Source organism: Paracoccus sp. (in: a-proteobacteria) (genome assembly GCF_030538755.1).
Taxonomy (GTDB): domain Bacteria; phylum Pseudomonadota; class Alphaproteobacteria; order Rhodobacterales; family Rhodobacteraceae; genus Paracoccus.
In genome coordinates this window covers 15,349-33,366 of record NZ_JAUNTJ010000015.1, presented here as the reverse complement: position 1 = coordinate 33,366, position 18,018 = coordinate 15,349, and the positions used below count along the sequence as shown (strand labels likewise).

The window sequence follows — 18,018 nt, the reverse complement described above, 5'->3', positions numbered from 1 at the left end:
GTAAATGGCGGACCCGGAGCGATTCGAACGCCCGACCCCCAGATTCGTAGTCTGGTGCTCTATCCAGCTGAGCTACGGGTCCGCTGTAGGGGGGCTATCTAGAGACAGGTTCAGGGGGATGCAAGAGGAAAAACGAATTATTCTGCAACATCGCCGCCGCGCATAGGCAGGATTGTCATGTCGCGGGGGATTTGTATCACGAATTCAGTGCCTTCAGTATCGCTGCGGACCAGTGTCAACTGGCCTCCGTGGGCGCGGATCAGGTCGGCGGCGATGGACAGGCCCAAGCCGGTGCCGCCCTTGCGGGCCGAACCTGTGAAGGGCTGGAACAGGAATTCGCGGGCCTTGGCGGGCAGGCCGGGGCCGGTGTCGCCGACACGAATCCACCAGTCACGGTCGCTTTCACCCGCGCCGATTTCGATGGTGCCGCCGCTGCCTGTCCCCTCGATGGCCTGACGGGCATTGCGAATCAGGTTCGACAGCACCCGATACAATTGGTCGCGGTCGGCGCGGATCGACAGGCCGGGCGGGATGTCGGTCAGAAACTCGACCGGAGCGGCGGCACCTTCGCCCGCCAGAGCCTCGGCCTCGGTCACGTCACCGACCAGATGCGACAGGTTAAAGCGCGACAGCGAGGGCGCCGGTTCCTCGGCCCGGCCAAAGGCCAGCGTGGTTTCACACAGGTTAACCGCCCGGCTGATCGAGTTCACCAGCTTGGGCGCGGCACGGCGCACCTTGGGATCGGCGCTTTCCTCAAGCCGGTCGGCGAAAATCTGTGCGGTGGTCAGGATGTTGCGCAAATCATGGCTGATCTTGGCCACCGCCTGCCCCAGTTGCGCCATCCTCTCTTTCTGCTTCAGCGAAGATGTCACGGTCTTTTGCATGGCGGCCAGCGCGGTTTCGGCCTCGCCGATTTCGGCCAGCCGGGCGTTGGGGGTGATGACGTTGCGCGCATCCTCGGGCGCGGCGGCATAGGCGGTCATATGGCTGATGACACGGCGCATCGGCACCAGAATCAGCCGCTGCGCCGCAAGGTTCAGCAGCACCGCCGTCAGGATCGAGAAAGCCGCCGAAATCACCAGCATCCGCAGCGCATATTCGGCCATCGCCGTTTGCAGGGGGGCGGCGTTCAGCGTGATCTCGATCAGCTGCCCGGCCTGATTGACCGGCTCGCCGATGACGCGGATCACCCGCTCGCGGGTGTCGAACAACTGCCGGACGGCAGGCAGCATCCCGTTCCAGAACGTTGCGTCACGCAGGTCATAGGTCGCCGCGACCGGGCCGGGGATTTGCGATGATAGCACCAACTGGCGGATGTCATCGCGGCGCAGCACCACGTTATAGACCCCGGCATTTTGCAGCAATTCGGCTTCCAGATCGGCGGCAAGGTTCTGATCGCTGGCCAGAACGGCAAGGCTGGCAATCTGGGCACGTTCCAGCCGCGTTTCCATATCGTCCAGCCGAAAACCGGACAGCGCAGGCAACAGAATGAACAATTCGGCCAGCATGACGAAGATGATCGTCAGCGCAGCAAAACGGCCAGAAAGCGAATTCAGTCGCATCACGTCCCCGGTTCCGACACCCTCGGCGCCGTTTTGATGACATGGGCACAGGCGCGGTAACTGTCAAACAAATGTGTGCGGCTTGGGTTCCGTGGTCGGGCGCGGATTCAATGGTTGACTTGGGCAGCGGCCTGCCCTATCCAGCGGCCTTCTGTTAACCGGCGCGCCTGCGCGGGGATGGCCTGTGCCACCCTTCGTTCTGGTTTTGCGCCGCCCGCAACTCAGACGCAAGACCCGGAGTGAAACCATGAAGCGCACTTTCCAACCGTCGAACCTCGTTCGCGCGCGTCGTCACGGCTTTCGTGCCCGCATGGCCACCAAGGGCGGCCGGCTGGTGCTGAACCGTCGTCGCGCCAAGGGCCGCAAGCGCCTGTCGGCATAAGACCGGGCGGTTCGCCGCCCTGTCTGCTTGGCACGGATATGACGCCGCCCCTGCCCCATCCGAATACCGCGCCGCGGTCTGTGGATGACGGCGGGGCGGTTTTTTCCGTGCCTGAAACGCTGCGCAAGCGTGCGGATTTTCTGGCCGCGGCACGGGCGCGGCGTCAGGGCACGGCGGGCTTTTTGTTGCAGGCGCGGGATCGCGGCGATGACCTGCCCCCGCGCGTGGGCTTTACCTGTTCCAAGAAAATCGGCAACGCGGTGATGCGCAACCGGGCCAAGCGGCGGCTGCGGGCTGTGGCCCGGCAGGTGCTGCCGGGGGCGGCGCGCGCGGGCTGGGATTATGTGCTGATCGGCCGGCCTCAGGCGACGGCCAGCCGCGACTTTGCCGGTCTGCTGGGCGATCTGGAATACGCGCTGCACAAGGTGCATTCATGACGCCGCTGGCCCATATCGTCGCCCTGCCCGTGCGGGCCTACCGGCTGTTCGCCTCGCCCTGGGTCGGGCATGGCTGCCGGTTTCAGCCGACCTGTTCCGCCTATGCGATCGAGGCGCTGGAACGGCACGGCGGTTTTCGCGGCGGGTGGTTGATGCTGCGGCGGATCTGCCGCTGCCATCCGTGGGGCGGGCACGGCTTTGACCCGGTTCCGGGGGCGCGCGATGATTAGACGGCTGCTGCCCCTGCTGTTGGTGGCCGCTGCCGCCATCGCCCTGATTTTCCTGATCGTTTTCGTGCTGGAGCAGTTCTGATGCTGGACGATGCTGACGAGATTCACCCGCTGTTCGCCGGCGCCCCCTCCTCGACCGAGTTTCGCAAGCTGCGCAAACGTCTGGTCCGCGAAACCCGCGCCGCGGTCGACGATTTCGGCATGGTGCGGCCCGGCGATCGCTGGCTGATTTGCCTGTCGGGCGGCAAGGACAGCTATACCCTGCTGGCCATCCTGCACGAGCTGAAATGGCGCGGATTGCTGCCCGTCGATCTGCTGGCCTGCAATCTGGATCAGGGTCAGCCCGGCTTTCCCGCCACGGTTCTGCCCGAATTTCTGGCGGCCCGAGGGGTAGATCATCGGATCGAATATCAAGACACTTATTCCGTCGTGACCTCGAAAATTGCGCCCGGCGGCACGATGTGTTCGCTGTGTTCCCGGCTGCGGCGCGGCAATCTGTATCGCATCGCCCGCGAAGAGGGCTGTTCGGCTGTGGTTCTGGGGCATCACCGCGACGATATTCTGGAAACATTTTTCATGAATTTGTTCCACGGCGGGCGGCTGGCCACCATGCCGCCCAAGCTGCTGAACGAAGAAGGCGATCTGCTGGTTCTGCGTCCGCTGGCCTATGTGGCCGAGGCAGATTGCGACCGATTCGCACGGGCGATGAACTATCCGATTATTCCCTGCGATCTGTGCGGATCGCAGGAAGGGTTGCAGCGGATGCAGGTGAAAAAGCTGCTGGACGAATGGGAATCGCGCACGCCGGGGCGGCGTCAGGTGATGTTCCGGGCGCTGATGAACACCCGCCCGTCGCATCTTTTGGACCGCAATTTATTCAATTTCTCTGCATTAATTCCTCAGGATGCGGAAATAACGGGTATTCCTGACCTTCGATCTGGTGAACATTAACTGAACAGAAGGGAATCTGCGCTAACCCTTGTGGCAGTTGAGTCGAAGTCAGGATCGGATTGCGGATGACCAGTCAGCCCCCGTTTTATCAGCGCATCGCGCAACCCTTTTTGCGCATGATGCAGGGAACCCGTTCCCGCGACCGGCTGGCGCTGGTGCTGCGGCTGGAAAATGTTGAACTTCTGACCGAATATCTGGGCCACGCGGGCTTTGCCCATCTGCTGGTGCAACTGTCGATGCGCATGACCCGCGCCGTCCGCCCGAATGACCCGGTGCAGATTGCCGCGCCCGGCATCTTTACCGTGCTGCTGCACACCCGGTCCGAGGTTGAGGCCATGCGCATCGCACAGCGGTTGCAGGCCGGATGCCAGCAGCCGGTTCAGGCGAATGGCCGCGTGGTGACGCCGGTTCTGACCGGGGTTCTGATCGAAAACACCGGCGCGGGCCATGTCGCCAGCCACGACATGATCGGCTTTGCCCGCGACCGCCTGTCGGAAACCACGCCCGAAGAACTGGGGCGTATCGTGCTGATTCCGCATGATTATCACTGGCGCCGCCCCAGCCAGCCCTCGACCATCGCCGAGGCGGTGGCCGAAGGCCAGATCGAGGCGTATTTTCAGCCACAGGTCTGCTGCAATTCCGGCCGCATCACCGGGTTCGAGGCTTTGGCCCGCTGGAACCACCCGTCGCGCGGGCTGCTGGGGCCAGCGGCCTTCATGGCTGGCATGAACGATCTGGACCATGCCGCCCTGACGCATCAAATTCTGCGCCAGGCGCTGACCGCACTGCGCCGCTGGGATGCCGAAGGGCTGGACGTGCCCAGCGTCGCGCTGAACGTTTCATCCTCGGCGCTGTCGGATACGGGCTTTGCCGACATGGTGTTCTGGGAACTGGACCGACAGGAAATCGCGCCTTCGCGTCTGGTGCTGGAACTGCTGGAAAGCATCGGCCCGATCAACAGTTGCGAACGCACGCGCGAAAATCTGGCCCGCCTGGCCGAGGCAGGTTGCTGCATTGATATGGACGATTTCGGCACCGGCTATGCCAGCCTCGGGTCGATCCGTCACTTTGGCGTTCACCGGATCAAGATTGACCGCAGCTTTGTGGCGGAATGTCATGCAGACCCGGCGCAACAGCGGATGATTCTGGCCATTCTGGCACTGGCCGAACGTCTGGGCATTGCCACGCTGGCGGAAGGGGTCGAAACGCCGGAAGAACATTCCTTTCTGGCCCAGATCGGCGTCGATCAGGTGCAGGGCTATGTGATCGGCAGGCCGATGTCGGTTGACCGATGCTCGGAATTTATTGCGGGCTATCAGATCAAGCAGGGCGAGATTTCGGACTTGCTGCAACGCCGTGCCTGAATCAGCCGGGCGGGGCGGGGTTTTTCCTGCCCCGGCGGCTGGCAGCCCGGTTTCCGCTTGACCTTTCACAGCCCGTTCTGTTGAACCTGCGCCGGAATAACACAGACTTTGGTGGGGCAATGGAAGACAACAACCGCAATCTGATTCTGGCGACGGTGCTGTCGTTTCTTGTGATCGTGGTGTGGTACACGCTGTTCGCCCCCGAACCACCACCGCCCACAGCCCCCACCGAAACCGCCGTTGTTCAGGACAGCACCGGCGGCGTCACCGTTGCCGGCACGGCAACCGACACGGCAGGCACACCGGCCGCGCTGTCAGACCCTGCCAGCGCCGCTGGTCGGGTTGAGATCTCGTCGCAGTCGCTCAGCGGTTCGATCTCGCTGGCGGGCGGGCGGATTGATGACCTGCTGCTGCTGGATTACCGCGAAACGCTGGACGCCAATTCGCCGCATGTCCGGCTTTTGTCCCCGACATCCGGCCCGGATGCCACCGCCACGGCACCGGGCGTAGTGCCCACGAAACCCTATTATGCCGTTTATGGCTGGATGCCCGGCGCGGGCACCGATCCGGCCCTTGTGCCCGGCCCTGCCACGATCTGGCAGGTGGAATCGGGGGCTACGCTGTCGCCCGGCCAGCCGGTGACGCTGTTCTGGGACAATGGCGCAGGCCAGACCTTCCGCCGCACCTTTGAACTTGACGACCACTATATGTTCACGGTGTCGCAATCACTGGAAAACCGGGGCGATGCGGCATTCGCGGCGGCACCTTACGGCATTCTGGCCCGCCATGGCCGCCCCGACACGCAGAACTTTTTCGTGCTGCATGAAGGCGCGGTCGGGATGCAGGACGGCAAACTGGTCGAGTTGAAATACAAAGACATTGCCGGGCTGGACCTCGTGGACCGCGAGGGTCGCGCCCGCGTCCTGAACGTCGAGGAAAATGGCTGGATCGGCTTTACCGACAAATACTGGATGGCCACCTTGGCACCTGCGCCCGGCCAATCGTTCACCGCAGTGGTGAAATATGCCGAAGGGGCCGACATCTATCAAACCGAAGCACGCTATCCGATGCAGACGGTCATGCCCGGCACCACGGTCGCGGCGGCCAGCTATCTGTTTGCCGGCGCGAAAGAATGGGAAATCATCCGTTCCTATGAAACTGCGCCGGGGATTCAGCGGTTTGTCGATTCCATCGACTGGGGCTGGTTCTATTTCCTGACCAAGCCGATCTTCCGCCTGCTGCACTGGCTGCACGGCATGATCGGCAACATGGGCTGGGCGATCATCGCGCTGACCTTTATCCTTAAACTGCTGGTCTTCCCGCTGGCGCGGAAATCCTACATCTCGATGGCCAAGATGAAGGAGCTTCAGCCCGAGATGGAGGCGATCAAGGAACGCACCGGCGACGACCGGATGAAGTTCCAACAAGAGGTGATGGCCCTTTACAAGCGTGAAAAGGTCAACCCGGCGGCGGGCTGTCTGCCCATTCTGCTGCAAATCCCGATCTTTTTCAGCCTGTATAAAGTGATCTTCGTCACCATCGAGCTGCGTCATGCGCCGTGGATCGGCTGGCTGCGCGACCTGTCGGCGCCCGACCCATCCAGCCTGCTGAACCTGTTCGGCCTGCTGCCGTTCGCGGCCCCCGCACAGGGCACCATGCTGCATTCGCTGTCGCTGCCCGCCCTGGCAATCGCGCTTGGCGTCAGCATGTGGCTGCAACAAAAGCTGAACCCGGCACCCGCAGACCCGACGCAAAAGATGATCTTTGCGTGGATGCCGTGGGTATTCATGTTCATGCTGGGTGGCTTTGCCTCGGGGCTGGTGCTGTACTGGATCACCAACAACGTCATCACCATCATTCAGCAATATTCGATCATGTCGATGCACGGACACCGGCCCGATCTGTTCGGCAACATCAAATCCTCGATGCCGTCCCGTTCAAAAAAAGGCGGTAAATGACCGCGCGTCTGGCCCATATCCGCCGCCACCCGATCAAATCGCTTGGCGGCGAAGGGCTGGACAGTATTGCTCTGTCGGCGGCCCGGCGTCTGCCGGGCGACCGGGAATGGGCCGTTCTGACGGAAAATGGTGAACGGCATATCGACGGCGAACCTGACCGCTGGCTGCCCAAATCCTGTTTCGTCCGGGGCGCGGCAGCACTGGATTTGCAGGCGGTTCAGGGCGGCTGGCAAGGCGATCATATCGCGCTGACCCACCCGGACCGCCCCGACATCCAGCTTGATCCCGCCACCCAAGGCGCGCAGTTGATCGCGTGGCTGGCCCCGCTTTGGCCCGCCGACAAACCTGCGCCGACGCGGCTGGTGCGCGGTCCCGGTATCTGGACGGATGACCGGGCACCCTATGTTTCCATCCTGTCGCTGACCTCGCTGGCCGCGCTGTCGTCGGATCTGGGCAAACCGCTTGAGATCGAACGCTGGCGCGGTAATCTTTGGGTCGATGGCTGGGCGCCTTGGGCCGAACGTGACCTGATCGGCCAAACCATCCGCATCGGCCCGGTCGAGCTGCGGGTAGCGGAAAACATCGCCCGCTGCGTGGTTCCGGGCGCAAACCCCGCCACGGGCAAACAGGATGTGGATATGCTGTCAGAACTGTCTGCCCGCTATGGGCACACCGATTTCGGCATCTTTGCCGAGGTGGTCTCGGGCGGTAAAATCGCCATCGGCGACGAGGTAAGCATATGAAAGTCGCATTCCCCACCGCCCCTGACCCCGCGCCCGAAACGGCCGAGGCGGCGCGGTTGCTGTTTGCCGGCCCGGTCGATTTCCTCAAAGGTGTCGTCGCCATGAACGGCCTGCCCCCGGCAGACCGCCCCGAGGTGTGCTTTGCCGGGCGCAGTAATGTCGGGAAATCCAGCCTTATCAATGCCCTGACAGGGCGCAAGGGGTTGGCGCGGGCATCGAACACGCCGGGGCGGACGCAGGAAATCAACTATTTCACCCTGGGCGATCACAGCTATCTGGTGGACCTGCCGGGCTATGGCTTTGCCAAGGCGCCGGTCGCGGTGGTGGCCAAATGGCAGGCGCTGCTGAAATCATATCTGGCCGGTCGCCCGACCTTGCGCCGCGCCTTTTGCCTGATTGATTCGCGCCACGGCATCAAGCCGGTGGACCACGAAATCATGACCCTGCTGGATCGTTCCGCCGTGCCGTTTCAGGTCGTGCTGACCAAGGCCGACAAGATCGGCACCGCAGCCATCCCGCCCCTGCTGGCACAGGTCGAAGCCGAGCTGCAAAAACACCCCGCCGCCTTTCCTGAACTGGTGGTGACATCCTCAGACAAGGGGCAAGGGATCGCGACCCTGCGGGCGATCATCGCCGGTCTGGACTGACTGCGGCACACCGCCTAGGCTGGCACCGAAGATCAGGGGCTGACAGATGAGAAAGCAGGATATGAACCGCGACTGGACGACCACCGCCAAGACACTCTCCGAAGCTCTGCCCTATATGCAGCGCTATTCCGGCGCGGTGGTGGTGGTCAAGTTCGGCGGCAATGCCATGGGCGACGATGCGGCGATGGCCGAATTTGCCCGCGACGTCGTGCTGATGAAACAGGTCGGCATCCACCCGGTTGTCGTCCACGGCGGCGGCCCGATGATTAACGACCTGCTCAGCCGCCTGAACATCGAAAGCCATTTCGTGCGCGGCAAGCGCGTCACCACCAAAGAGGCGGTCGAGGTGGTCGAAATGGTCCTGTCCGGCCTTGTCAACAAGCGCATCGTTCAGGCCATCAACGACGAAGGCGGTCGCGCCGTCGGCATCTCGGGCAAGGATGACGACCTGATGGTCTGCGAGGTGGACGACCCCGAACTGGGCTTCGTCGGTCGCCCGATCGAGATGAACGTCCAGATCATCCGCGATCTTTACAGCGCCGGCATGATCCCCGTTATCGCCCCCGTTGCCACCGGCATGGAGGATAACGAAACCTTCAACGTCAACGGCGACACGGCGGCGGGCGCGATTGCCGGTGCGCTCAGGGCCGACCGGCTGCTGCTGCTGACCGATGTATCCGGCGTCAAGGATGCCTCGGGCGCGGTGGTAACGCAGATGCACCCCGAACAGGTGCGCGCGATGATCGCAGATGGCAGCATCGCGGGCGGGATGATCCCGAAAACGGAAACCGCGCTTAAAGCAATCGAAGAAGGCGTGCGCGCCGTGGTCATCCTCGATGGCCGGGTGCCGAACGCCTGCCTGCTGGAACTGTTCACCGAACACGGCGCGGGCAGCCTGATCCGCGAGACCGAGCCTCGGGTCAAGCCACGCGGATTGCGGCAAGGTGACAGCGGTCTCTGACCTGATCCCGCCCGCCGGGCTGTGCATCACGGGCCACGCCCCGGCTGATGGCGGCGCGGCGGTGCTGGTATCGCCGGATGAACCCGGCTTTTGGTCGCTGTTCACGGCATCGCCCGAATATGGCGACGGCCTGCCCGATCCGATGGATCGCTGGTCCAAGCGGATCATCGGCACATGGGCGGCGGAACTGGGCGTTCCTGCCGTATTCCCATCCGACGGGCCGCCCTACCCGCCATTCGCGGCATGGGCGCTTGCATCCGGGCGCTGCTTTTCTTCGCCGATAGGAATGCTGGTCCATGACCGGATGGGCCTGTTCATCAGCTTTCGCGGCGCACTGATTCTGCCACAACCACCGCCAGAATCACCTGCGCAGCCCTCGCCTTGTGCAAAATGCCATCAACCCTGCCTGACCGCCTGCCCCGCCGGTGCCTTTCGCCCGGCCTACGATACAAGGGCCTGCCACGCCCATCTGAACCAGATCGCGGGTCAGGATTGCCTTTCAATGGGTTGCATCGCTCGTCGCGCTTGCCCCATCAGCCAAGGCTGTGGCAGGCTACCGGAACAGTCGGCTTGGCATATGAGGGCCTTTCATCCATGACACCGCTTGGACATCGACGCCTGATCCTGACCCGCCACGCCAAATCGTCCTGGGACGATCCGGCGATGGAGGATCACGACCGCCCCCTTAACGACCGCGGGCGACGCTCGGCCCGCGCCCTTGGCGACTGGCTGGCCAGCCGTGGCTACGAACCCGAAGAGGTGCTTTGCTCATCCGCGCGGCGCACGCAGGAAACATGGGAACGCGTGGCGCTTGCCGCGATGGAGGTGCGCCCGCTGCTGCGCATCGAAAAAGGCCTGTATCACGCCAGCCCCGACAAAATGCTGTCGATCTTGCGCACGGCAACCCAACCAACGGTGATGATGCTGGGCCACAACCCCGGTATCGCCGAATTTGCCGCCATGCTGCCCGCCCGTCCGCCGCTGGACCCCGACTTCCGCCGCTATCCCACCGCTGCCACACTGGTGGTCGATTTCCAGACCGACAACTGGAACGACCTGCGCCCCGGCGACGGCAGCGTAATGGATTTTGTCCGCCTCGACGGGCGCTACTGATAATCTTTGGTCTGCAAATATCCCACGGGGGTCCGGGGGTGTGAAACCCCCGGCCATCGCGGGACGCAATCGGCATCAGTGCCCCAGGATCTGGCTCAGGAACAGTCGCGTTCGCTCGGATTGCGGGTTGTTAAAGAACTCATGCGGGGTGTTCTGTTCCACGATCTGCCCCTGATCCATAAAGATCACCCGATTCGCCACCGCCTGCGCAAAGCCCATTTCGTGGGTGACACAGATCATCGTCATGCCTTCCTGAGCCAGCTGGATCATCGTATCCAGCACCTCTTTAATCATCTCGGGGTCCAGCGCGCTGGTCGGTTCGTCGAACAGCATGATGCGCGGCTGCATACATAGCGAGCGGGCAATGGCGACCCGTTGTTGCTGACCGCCTGACAATTGCCCCGGATATTTCAGCGCCTGATCGGGGATCTTGACCTTGGACAGAAAGTGCATCGCCGTTTCCTCGGCCTGCTTTCTGGGCAGCTTTCGCACCCAGATCGGGGCCAGCGTGCAGTTTTCCAGAACCGTCAGATGCGGGAACAGGTTAAAATGCTGAAAGACCATCCCCACCTCGGACCGCACCTTGTCGATATTCTTCAGGTCGTTGGTCAGTTCGGTGCCATCCACGACGATGCGGCCCGACTGGTGTTCCTCCAGCCGGTTGATGCAGCGGATCAGCGTCGATTTCCCCGACCCGGACGGACCGGCGATCACGATGCGTTCGCCCTGATGCACGGTCAGATCAATGTCGCGCAGAACGTGAAAACTGCCATACCATTTGTTCATACGACTGATTTCAATGGCAATCTCGTCGGAAACCTGCATCTGGCTGTGGTCGATCTGGCGGGTGATGGCGTCGCTCATGGCGTGGTCCTCAGCGATGGTCGCGGGCAAGGTGGCGTTCCAGATACATGGAATAGCGCGACATGCCGAAACAGATGATGAAAAAGACGGCGCCGACAAAGATATACGGCTCCCAATAGATGCCCTTCCATTCGACATTGGCGCGAACGGCGTCGGACATGGATTTCAGCGGGTCATACAGCCCGACGAATGTGACCAGCGTGGTATCCTTGAACATGCCGATAAAGGTGGACACGATGCCGGGGATCGAGATTTTCAGCGCCTGCGGCAGAATAATCAGCCGCTGCGCCTTCCAGTAATCCAGCCCAAGCGCGTCGGCGGCCTCGTATTGGCCCTTGGGCAGCGCGGCCAGACCGCCGCGGATCACCTCGGCCATATAGGCGGCGGAAAACAGCGTCACCATGATGATGACCCGCAAGATGATATCAAAGCTCGTGCCGGGCGGCAGGAAATAGTTCAACAGCAGCGAGGCCACGAACAACAGCGTAATCAGCGGCACGCCGCGGATGAACTCGATGAACATCACCGCCAGCGACTTGACCAGAAACATGTCCGACCGCCGGGCCAGCGCAAGGACGATCCCCAGCGGCAGCGACATCACGATGCCAGCCACGCCGATGGTGATCGACAACAGAAAGCCGCCAAACAGTGTTGACCGCACCGCCGGGATCGACAGCGAGATCAGCCCCTCGGCATCCTCGGCCACGTCAGCGGCCAGAAACTGCCAGAACAGCAGCGCGGCCATGATCCCGGCAAGTGGCGCAAGCATCGGCAAGATGCGCCCGGCCAGCCACCAGACCAGCACGCCGACGCCGATCGCAACCGGCACCATCAGCGGCCCCCACAGCGAGCCGCCCCACAAAAACCACACGCCCAGAACCGGAAAAGCCGCTGAAAAGATCAGCAGCCAGACCGAGTGCCGTTCGGCCAGCAGCAGCGCGCCGAACATGGTGGCGGCGGCAAAGATCAGCCAAGGCATCGGCGCGGACAGCGCGATCATCGCCAACAGCGTGCCGACAGCCGCCACGGCCAGAACGCAGCGCCGGATCAGCCGCGATTCCGAAAACAGCACCGGGGCCAGGGCCACCAGCAGCAGGCCAAAGGTCATCGTCGGGCGCCAATACAGCGCGGGCGGGTAAAAGCCGAAGGTGTATTGGTTCCAACGCTCGCGGATGACGGCCCAGCAGGCGCCGCGCGCGCCCTCGCCCCAGGTGGCGGCGATGATCTGGCGGCATTCGGTCAGGCTGCTGGCGTTCCAGACGGAATGCGCCAGCCAGTCCCACGAACTGGCCACCAGATACCAGATGGCCAGCAGGCCCAGAACGGTCAGCGCGGAATTGACCGGGCCAGAGAACAGGTTCTCGCGCAGCCATTTGACCGCACCTGCCTGCTGCGTCGGCGGATCGGCGGGGGGCAGCATGGTGTCGCGGACAAAGGCGACGGTTTGGGCGTGTGTCTCGCTCATCTCACCGCTCCTTCAGGCGCACACGGGCGTTATAGATGTTCATCAAACCCGAGATCATCAGGCTCAGCGCCAGATAGATCAGCATCATCAGCACGATGGATTCCAGCTCGCGCCCGGTCTGGTTCAGCGTGGTGCCGCCCAACGTGCCGCGCAGGTCCATATAGCCGACCGCGATGGCCAGCGAGCTGTTCTTGGTCAGGTTCAGATACTGGCTGATAAGCGGCGGAATGATGACGCGCAGCGCCTGCGGCAGGATCACCAGTTGCATGGTGCGGTTGGGCCGCAGCCCCAGCGCATAGGCAGCCTCGGTCTGGCCCTTGCTGACGGCCATAATTCCCGCGCGCACGATTTCCGCAATGAACGCCGCCGTATACAGCGTCAGCGCCAGCCACAGCACGATCAGCGCGTTTTGCAAATTCATCCCGCCGGCAAAGTTAAAGCCGCGCAGTTCGGGGGCGTTCAGTTCGATGCCGAAATACCGGATCAACAGCAGCGACGGCACCACCATCACCGCAAGGTTGATCCACCACGTCACCGGGCGGCGGCCTGTCTGATCCTGCCGCGCCTGCGCCCGCCGGTTGATGGCGCGCCGCAGGAACCAGCCGCCGGTCAGCGCCGCCGCAAAGGCGATGACGGCCCAGCCAATGGTCACGCCGCCAAGGCTCAGACTGCCGGGATCGTTCGCCATCCCCAGCGCAGGCACCGCCGTATAGCGGTTGGTCAACGCCACACTATCGAACAGGATCATCGAGGCGATGGGATTGTCGCCACGAAAGGCATTGGGCGGCGGCAACAGCTCGGTGAAAATCGCCAGAATAATCAGAATCCACAGCAGCAGGGGCATGTTGCGGAAAATCTCGACATAGACGGTCATCAGCCGCGCGATCAGCCAGTTCCCCGACAGCCGCGCCACGCCCACGATCACCCCCAGCACGGTCGCCGCGATACAGCCCAGCACCGACACGATCAGCGTGTTGACCAGCCCGACCAGAGTGGCGCGGAAATGCGTGTCATCCGAGGTATAGGGGATCGGCACCTGCGGGACGTCATAGCCCGCCCGCTGCCACAGAAAGCCAAAGTTGAAATCCTTGTTCACGCGGGCAAGGTTGGCGATCGTATTCCCGATCAGCCACCACGCGAACAGCATAAACAGAATAAAAACAATCACCTGAAAGGTCATCGACCTGTAACGGCGATCATAGATCAACATGCTGGGCCGAAAGGGCTGGCGGCCCGGCCCCGGAAAATCGGTCATGTCTTTCCCCTGTTCCCGCCTGCGGGGCTTGGCGCCCTCTGAATCGGTGGCGGGTCTGTGCCAGAAAAAACGGGCGCAGGTTATGTCCTGCGCCCGTGTCGATCAGCCCTCAGCGGAACGGCATCGCATACATCAGCCCGCCCTGCGTCCATTGCGCGTTCAGCCCGCGCGCCAGCCCGATGGGGGTCTGTTCCCCGATGGTCGAGGCGAAAATCTCGCCATAGTTGCCACCGGCCTTGATCGCGCGCCGCGCCCATTCGGCATCCAGCCCGATCATCGCGCCCAGATTGTCGGTGGTGCCCAGCAGGCGCTGAACTTCGGGGTTGTTCGAATTCGCCGACAATTCGTCGATATTGGCCGAGGTGACGCCGTATTCCTCGGCGGCGATCAGCGCATACAGGGTCCAGCGCGCGATGTCGCCCCAGTTGTCATCGCCGTGCCGCACCGCCGGGCCAAGCGGCTCTTTCGAGATGATTTCCGGCAGGATGACATGATTTTCCGGGTCGGCAAAGGCCGCGCGAGTGGCGGCAAGGCCCGAAGCGTCGGTCGTATAGGCATCGCAGGCTCCTGCGATATACTGCTGTTCGCCCTCGGCATTGCTGTCGATGTTGACGGGCTGATAGCTCATGTTATTGGCGCGGAAATAATCGGCCAGATTCAGTTCGGTGGTGGTGCCGGTCTGGATGCAGACGGTCGCGCCGTCCAGTTCCTTGGCCGAGGTCACGCCCAGATCGCGGCGCACCATAAAGCCCTGCCCGTCGTAATAATTGACGCCGACGAAATCCAGCTTGAGGTCGGTATCGCGCGAAAACGTCCAGGTCGAGTTGCGCGCCAGCACGTCCACCTCGCCCGAGGACAGCGCGGTAAAGCGGGTCTGCCCGGTCGTCGGCACATAGCGCACCTTGTTGGCATCGCCCAGAACCGCAGCGGCCAGTGCCTTGCAAAAGGCCACGTCGAACCCCGACCAGTTGCCATTGGCATCGGGGGCGGCAAAGCCGGCCAGCCCGGTGTTGACGCCGCAAATCAGTTCGTCGCGCTGTTTCACCTGCGCCAGCGTATCGCCAGCCTGTGCAAATGCGCCGCCCGCAGTCAGGGCGACGGCTGCGGCGCTGCCCAGAAATACAGTTGCTTTCACGTTTTATCCTCTCTGTTGGTCACATGTGCAGGCGCGGGGTTTGCCCCCGTTTCCTGTGTCAGCCCAGGCGGGCATCCGGTTGCATTAGGCAACATTGTGCCGATACACCCAAGCCCGTCAAGAAAGTTGATCCCGCGATCAGGTCGGCCGCGACAAATGCCAAAGCCGTTCCGCCACCAGCATCGCAGCGCGGCGGTTTTCGGCGGCTTCGTCTGCCTCGGCGTCGCGGCCCCAGGCCTGGGCTTGAAATTCCTCATCAATCCGCGACAGATCATGCGCCTGTTGCGCATCCAGACGGCCCCGGATCACCGCCAGCCCCAGCACAAGCGAGCCGGGCAAAGTCACCAGATCGTGCAGCGCCGTCAGGCCAAAAGCATCCAGCGCCGCGACTTCGGCGTGCAGACGCAGCAAAGATGCCTGATCTTGCGGCACCGGGATAACGCCATGCGTGATCTTCAGCGGCGCGCCCAGTTCACTGGCGGACCAGTCAACCAGCGGATCCCAACCCTCGGCCTGCTGCTGGACCAACATCTCGGGCTGTTCAGCGCGATAGCACAGCAGGTCGGTGCCGCCATAATCGGCCAGCATCTGCGCCACGGCGTGAAACTGCGGCTGCACCTTTTCGATGGCCGAATTGGCGGCGCGGGTCAGCGGCATCCGGTCGGGCCGGATGATGTCGTCCTGCGCGTCCCACTCATCGGCGATGGCCTGCGCCAAAGCTTGTGTAGGCAGGATCAGCGGCAGCTTGCCGGGGGTGCGCAGCGGCTTGCCGTCCAGCGCGACCTCCCATCCTTGGGCATCCTCGGCGGGGCGGATGCTGGCCGCCTTCCAGAAACGCCGCACTTTCCATTCGCTCATGCCGCCCATCCTTCTATCGCGCGGGTCAGGCTGGCGAAGTCGGCCTCGACCCGCTGCGCACCCGCATCGCGCAGCGCGGTGGCGGGGTGATAGCCCCAGCCGACGCCCCAGCCCGCCACCCCGGCGGCCCGCGCCATTTCCATGTCAAAGCTGGTGTCGCCGATCATCAGCGCCGCATCAGGTCGCACCCCGCCGTCATCCAGCGCCGCCATCAGCATGGCCGGATGCGGTTTCGAGGGGTGAAAATCCGCCGTTTGCAGGCTGATGAACCGCTGCGTCAGACCATGCGCCGCCAGCACCGCATCCAGCCCGCGCCGCGATTTCCCCGTGGCCACGGCCAGCAACAGATCATCGCGCGCCGCCAGCGCATCCAGACAATCGCGCGCACCGGGATAGAGCGGTGGCTCGTTCCCGACGCGGTTGGTCATATAGGCGTGCTTGTAGCCATCGACGACGGCGGCCTGCACCTGCGGCGCGGCGTCGGGCAGCAGGGCCGCCACCGCCTGCGGCAGCGACAGCCCGACGATGGACAGCACCGTTTCGCGCGGCAGATGCGGCACCCCGGCCAGATCAAAGGCGTAATTCATCGCCTGAACGATCAGCGCCTGACTGTCCACCAGCGTGCCATCGACATCGAACACAACCAGCTTCATGGGGTTTCCTCCTCGAACGGGTCGGCGGGCACATCGTTTTCATGCCAGCCCAGCGACGCCCAAGTGCGCCGCATATGGTCGGGCAAGGGCGCGGTCAGGGTGATGCGGCGTTTGGTGATCGGGTGGTCGAACGACAGGCTGCGGGCGTGCAGATGCAGCTTGCGGCTGATGTCTCCGCCCAGTTGCGCGCCCCAGCCGTCGCCCAGATTTTCCTGACCCGAGCCGCCATATTTCCCGTCGCCAACAATGGGATGCCCGATTTCCGCCATATGCGCGCGCAACTGATGCGTGCGCCCCGTCACCGGCACCAGCGCGCACCAGCTGGCCCGTGTGCCCAGGGCATCCAGCACCGCATAATCGGTGGTCGCGCGCTTGGCCCCTTCGGTCGCGTCAATGTCGCGGGGGTGGACGGCGATCATCTTTTCACCCTCGCCGCCCCGGCCACGCCCCGGCGCCTTGACCAGACCAAAGCGGATCGTGCCCATGCGCGGGTTGGGCACACCTGCGACGGCGGCCCAGTAAATCTTGCGCGTGGTGCGGTGGCGGAACGCCTCGGACAAGGCGCGGGCGATGCGGTCGGTGCGCGCCAGCAGCAGCACGCCGGACGTGTCCTTGTCCAGCCGATGCACCAGCTTGGGCCGGTCCTTATAGCCGAACATCAGCGCCGGCGTCAGCCCGTCCACATGCCGCCCCCCCTGCCCCGAGCCGCCCTGCGAGGGCAGGCCCGGCGGCTTGTTCAGCGCGATGATATGATCGTCACGCCACAGCACGGCGGCCTGAATCATCTCGGCATCGCTTTGCGGCACACGCGCGGCGGCGGGTTTTGCGGCTGCGGGCACGGGCGCGGCAGCGGCGTCGGGCAAGGGCGGCACGCGCACCTCTTGCCCGGCGGCGATGCGGTCGCCCGCCTTGACCCGCCCGCCATCGACGCGCAACTGCCCGGTGCGGCACCATTTTTCCACCGCGCCCTGCGTCAGTTGCGGAAAGCGTTTCTTCAGCCAGCGGTCCAGCCGTTGATCGCCATCCTCGTCACCGACGCGGATCATCTGAACACCGCTCATGCGAATAGTCCCCTTCCCAAAGCCAGCCCGCCGATCACCGCCACCAGCGACAACCCGACCGAAGCGGCGACATAGCCCGCCGCCGCCACGCCCTGCCCGCGTTCGATCAGGGTCAGCGTATCCAGCGAAAAGGCCGAAAACGTGGTAAACCCGCCCAGAAACCCGGTCAGCAGCAAGGGCGCATGGTCGCTGCCCCCGCGATGCGCCAGCGCGGCGGCCAGCAGGCCCATCGCAAAGCTGCCCAGCACATTGACGATCAGCGTCGCCAGCGGCAGGCCACCCGCGCCCACCAGCCGCCCGACCGAATAGCGCGCGACCGAGCCAACCGCCCCGCCAATCGCCACCTGAAGAAAAGGGTTCATCATCAGCGTTTCCTGTG

20 protein-coding genes and 1 tRNA gene are annotated in these 18,018 nt (G+C 63.6%); 11 read left to right on the top strand and 10 right to left on the bottom strand.

What is annotated here, in order from left to right:
• Nucleotides 1–5 precede the first annotated feature (5 nt).
• Both Q4G14_RS10325 and Q4G14_RS10320 read right to left on the bottom strand, forming a co-directional pair.
• Nucleotides 6–82: transfer RNA gene (locus tag Q4G14_RS10325), tRNA-Arg, on the bottom strand.
• A 55-nt stretch (nt 83–137) separates the two neighbouring features.
• The gene (locus Q4G14_RS10320; protein ID WP_303361660.1) at nt 138–1,562 is read right to left on the bottom strand and encodes a HAMP domain-containing sensor histidine kinase; all 1,425 of its coding nucleotides are present in this window, start codon (nt 1,560–1,562) and stop codon (nt 138–140) included.
• 247 nt (nt 1,563–1,809) lie between these two features.
• Between Q4G14_RS10320 and rpmH the strand changes: the two genes are divergently transcribed.
• The 11 genes from rpmH to Q4G14_RS10265 all read left to right on the top strand — a co-directional run bounded on the left by rpmH (nt 1,810) and on the right by Q4G14_RS10265 (nt 10,348).
• Nucleotides 1,810–1,944 carry a 50S ribosomal protein L34 gene (rpmH, locus tag Q4G14_RS10315; RefSeq protein WP_042247969.1) on the top strand — a complete coding sequence of 45 codons (135 nt, stop codon included), beginning with the start codon at nt 1,810–1,812 and terminating at the stop codon, nt 1,942–1,944.
• A gap of 38 nt (nt 1,945–1,982) precedes the next feature.
• Complete coding sequence (rnpA, locus tag Q4G14_RS10310; RefSeq protein ID WP_303361659.1) at nt 1,983–2,381, top strand: ribonuclease P protein component; 399 nt, start codon at nt 1,983–1,985, stop codon at nt 2,379–2,381.
• Nucleotides 2,378–2,611, top strand: a complete 234-nt coding sequence (yidD, locus tag Q4G14_RS10305; protein WP_303361658.1) for a membrane protein insertion efficiency factor YidD — start codon at nt 2,378–2,380, stop codon at nt 2,609–2,611. Before rnpA ends, yidD begins: the two co-directional genes overlap by 4 nt.
• 81 nt (nt 2,612–2,692) lie before the next feature.
• Nucleotides 2,693–3,562, top strand: a complete 870-nt coding sequence (gene ttcA, locus Q4G14_RS10300; protein ID WP_303361657.1) for a tRNA 2-thiocytidine(32) synthetase TtcA — start codon at nt 2,693–2,695, stop codon at nt 3,560–3,562.
• A gap of 65 nt (nt 3,563–3,627) precedes the next feature.
• Nucleotides 3,628–4,926 (top strand): EAL domain-containing protein, encoded by a 1,299-nt coding sequence (locus Q4G14_RS10295; RefSeq protein ID WP_303361656.1) that lies wholly within the window; start codon nt 3,628–3,630, stop codon nt 4,924–4,926.
• Nucleotides 4,927–5,045: 119 nt separating this feature from the next.
• A complete protein-coding gene (gene yidC, locus Q4G14_RS10290) occupies nt 5,046–6,884 on the top strand; it encodes a membrane protein insertase YidC (RefSeq protein ID WP_303361655.1) in 1,839 nt (612 codons plus the stop codon).
• On the top strand, nt 6,881–7,627 hold the full coding sequence (locus Q4G14_RS10285) for an MOSC domain-containing protein (RefSeq protein ID WP_303361654.1): 747 nt from the start codon (nt 6,881–6,883) through the stop codon (nt 7,625–7,627). The genes yidC and Q4G14_RS10285 overlap by 4 nt, the downstream gene beginning before the upstream one ends.
• Entirely contained in the window at nt 7,624–8,274 is a 651-nt protein-coding gene (gene yihA / locus Q4G14_RS10280) for a ribosome biogenesis GTP-binding protein YihA/YsxC (protein ID WP_303361653.1), read from the top strand. The genes Q4G14_RS10285 and yihA overlap by 4 nt, the downstream gene beginning before the upstream one ends.
• Nucleotides 8,275–8,335: 61 nt before the next feature.
• A complete protein-coding gene (gene argB / locus Q4G14_RS10275) occupies nt 8,336–9,235 on the top strand; it encodes an acetylglutamate kinase (RefSeq protein WP_303361711.1) in 900 nt (299 codons plus the stop codon).
• Nucleotides 9,219–9,833 (top strand): ferredoxin, encoded by a 615-nt coding sequence (locus Q4G14_RS10270; protein WP_303361652.1) that lies wholly within the window; start codon nt 9,219–9,221, stop codon nt 9,831–9,833. Before argB ends, Q4G14_RS10270 begins: the two co-directional genes overlap by 17 nt.
• A complete protein-coding gene (locus tag Q4G14_RS10265) occupies nt 9,830–10,348 on the top strand; it encodes a histidine phosphatase family protein (protein ID WP_303361651.1) in 519 nt (172 codons plus the stop codon). The genes Q4G14_RS10270 and Q4G14_RS10265 overlap by 4 nt, the downstream gene beginning before the upstream one ends.
• Nucleotides 10,349–10,423: 75 nt before the next feature.
• Here Q4G14_RS10265 and Q4G14_RS10260 read toward each other — a convergent pair whose 3' ends face one another.
• The 8 genes from Q4G14_RS10260 to crcB all read right to left on the bottom strand — a co-directional run bounded on the left by Q4G14_RS10260 (nt 10,424) and on the right by crcB (nt 18,004).
• Complete coding sequence (locus Q4G14_RS10260) at nt 10,424–11,212, bottom strand: amino acid ABC transporter ATP-binding protein (RefSeq protein WP_303361650.1); 789 nt, start codon at nt 11,210–11,212, stop codon at nt 10,424–10,426.
• A gap of 10 nt (nt 11,213–11,222) precedes the next feature.
• Entirely contained in the window at nt 11,223–12,677 is a 1,455-nt protein-coding gene (locus tag Q4G14_RS10255) for an amino acid ABC transporter permease (RefSeq protein WP_303361649.1), read from the bottom strand.
• 1 nt (nt 12,678) lies between these two features.
• Nucleotides 12,679–13,932 carry an amino acid ABC transporter permease gene (locus Q4G14_RS10250; protein ID WP_303361648.1) on the bottom strand — a complete coding sequence of 418 codons (1,254 nt, stop codon included), beginning with the start codon at nt 13,930–13,932 and terminating at the stop codon, nt 12,679–12,681.
• Nucleotides 13,933–14,041: 109 nt separating this feature from the next.
• On the bottom strand, nt 14,042–15,049 hold the full coding sequence (locus Q4G14_RS10245) for an amino acid ABC transporter substrate-binding protein (protein WP_303361710.1): 1,008 nt from the start codon (nt 15,047–15,049) through the stop codon (nt 14,042–14,044).
• 156 nt (nt 15,050–15,205) lie between these two features.
• On the bottom strand, nt 15,206–15,925 hold the full coding sequence (locus tag Q4G14_RS10240) for an ATP12 family chaperone protein (RefSeq protein WP_303361647.1): 720 nt from the start codon (nt 15,923–15,925) through the stop codon (nt 15,206–15,208).
• Nucleotides 15,922–16,578: an HAD-IA family hydrolase gene (locus Q4G14_RS10235; RefSeq protein ID WP_303361646.1), complete on the bottom strand. Its 657-nt coding sequence runs from the start codon at nt 16,576–16,578 to the stop codon at nt 15,922–15,924. Before Q4G14_RS10235 ends, Q4G14_RS10240 begins: the two co-directional genes overlap by 4 nt.
• Nucleotides 16,575–17,639, bottom strand: coding sequence for an RluA family pseudouridine synthase (locus tag Q4G14_RS10230; protein WP_303361645.1), 1,065 nt, complete (start codon nt 17,637–17,639; stop codon nt 16,575–16,577). Before Q4G14_RS10230 ends, Q4G14_RS10235 begins: the two co-directional genes overlap by 4 nt.
• The gene (gene crcB / locus Q4G14_RS10225; RefSeq protein WP_303361644.1) at nt 17,636–18,004 is read right to left on the bottom strand and encodes a fluoride efflux transporter CrcB; all 369 of its coding nucleotides are present in this window, start codon (nt 18,002–18,004) and stop codon (nt 17,636–17,638) included. The genes Q4G14_RS10230 and crcB overlap by 4 nt, the downstream gene beginning before the upstream one ends.
• Between the last annotated feature and the right edge of the window lie 14 nt (nt 18,005–18,018).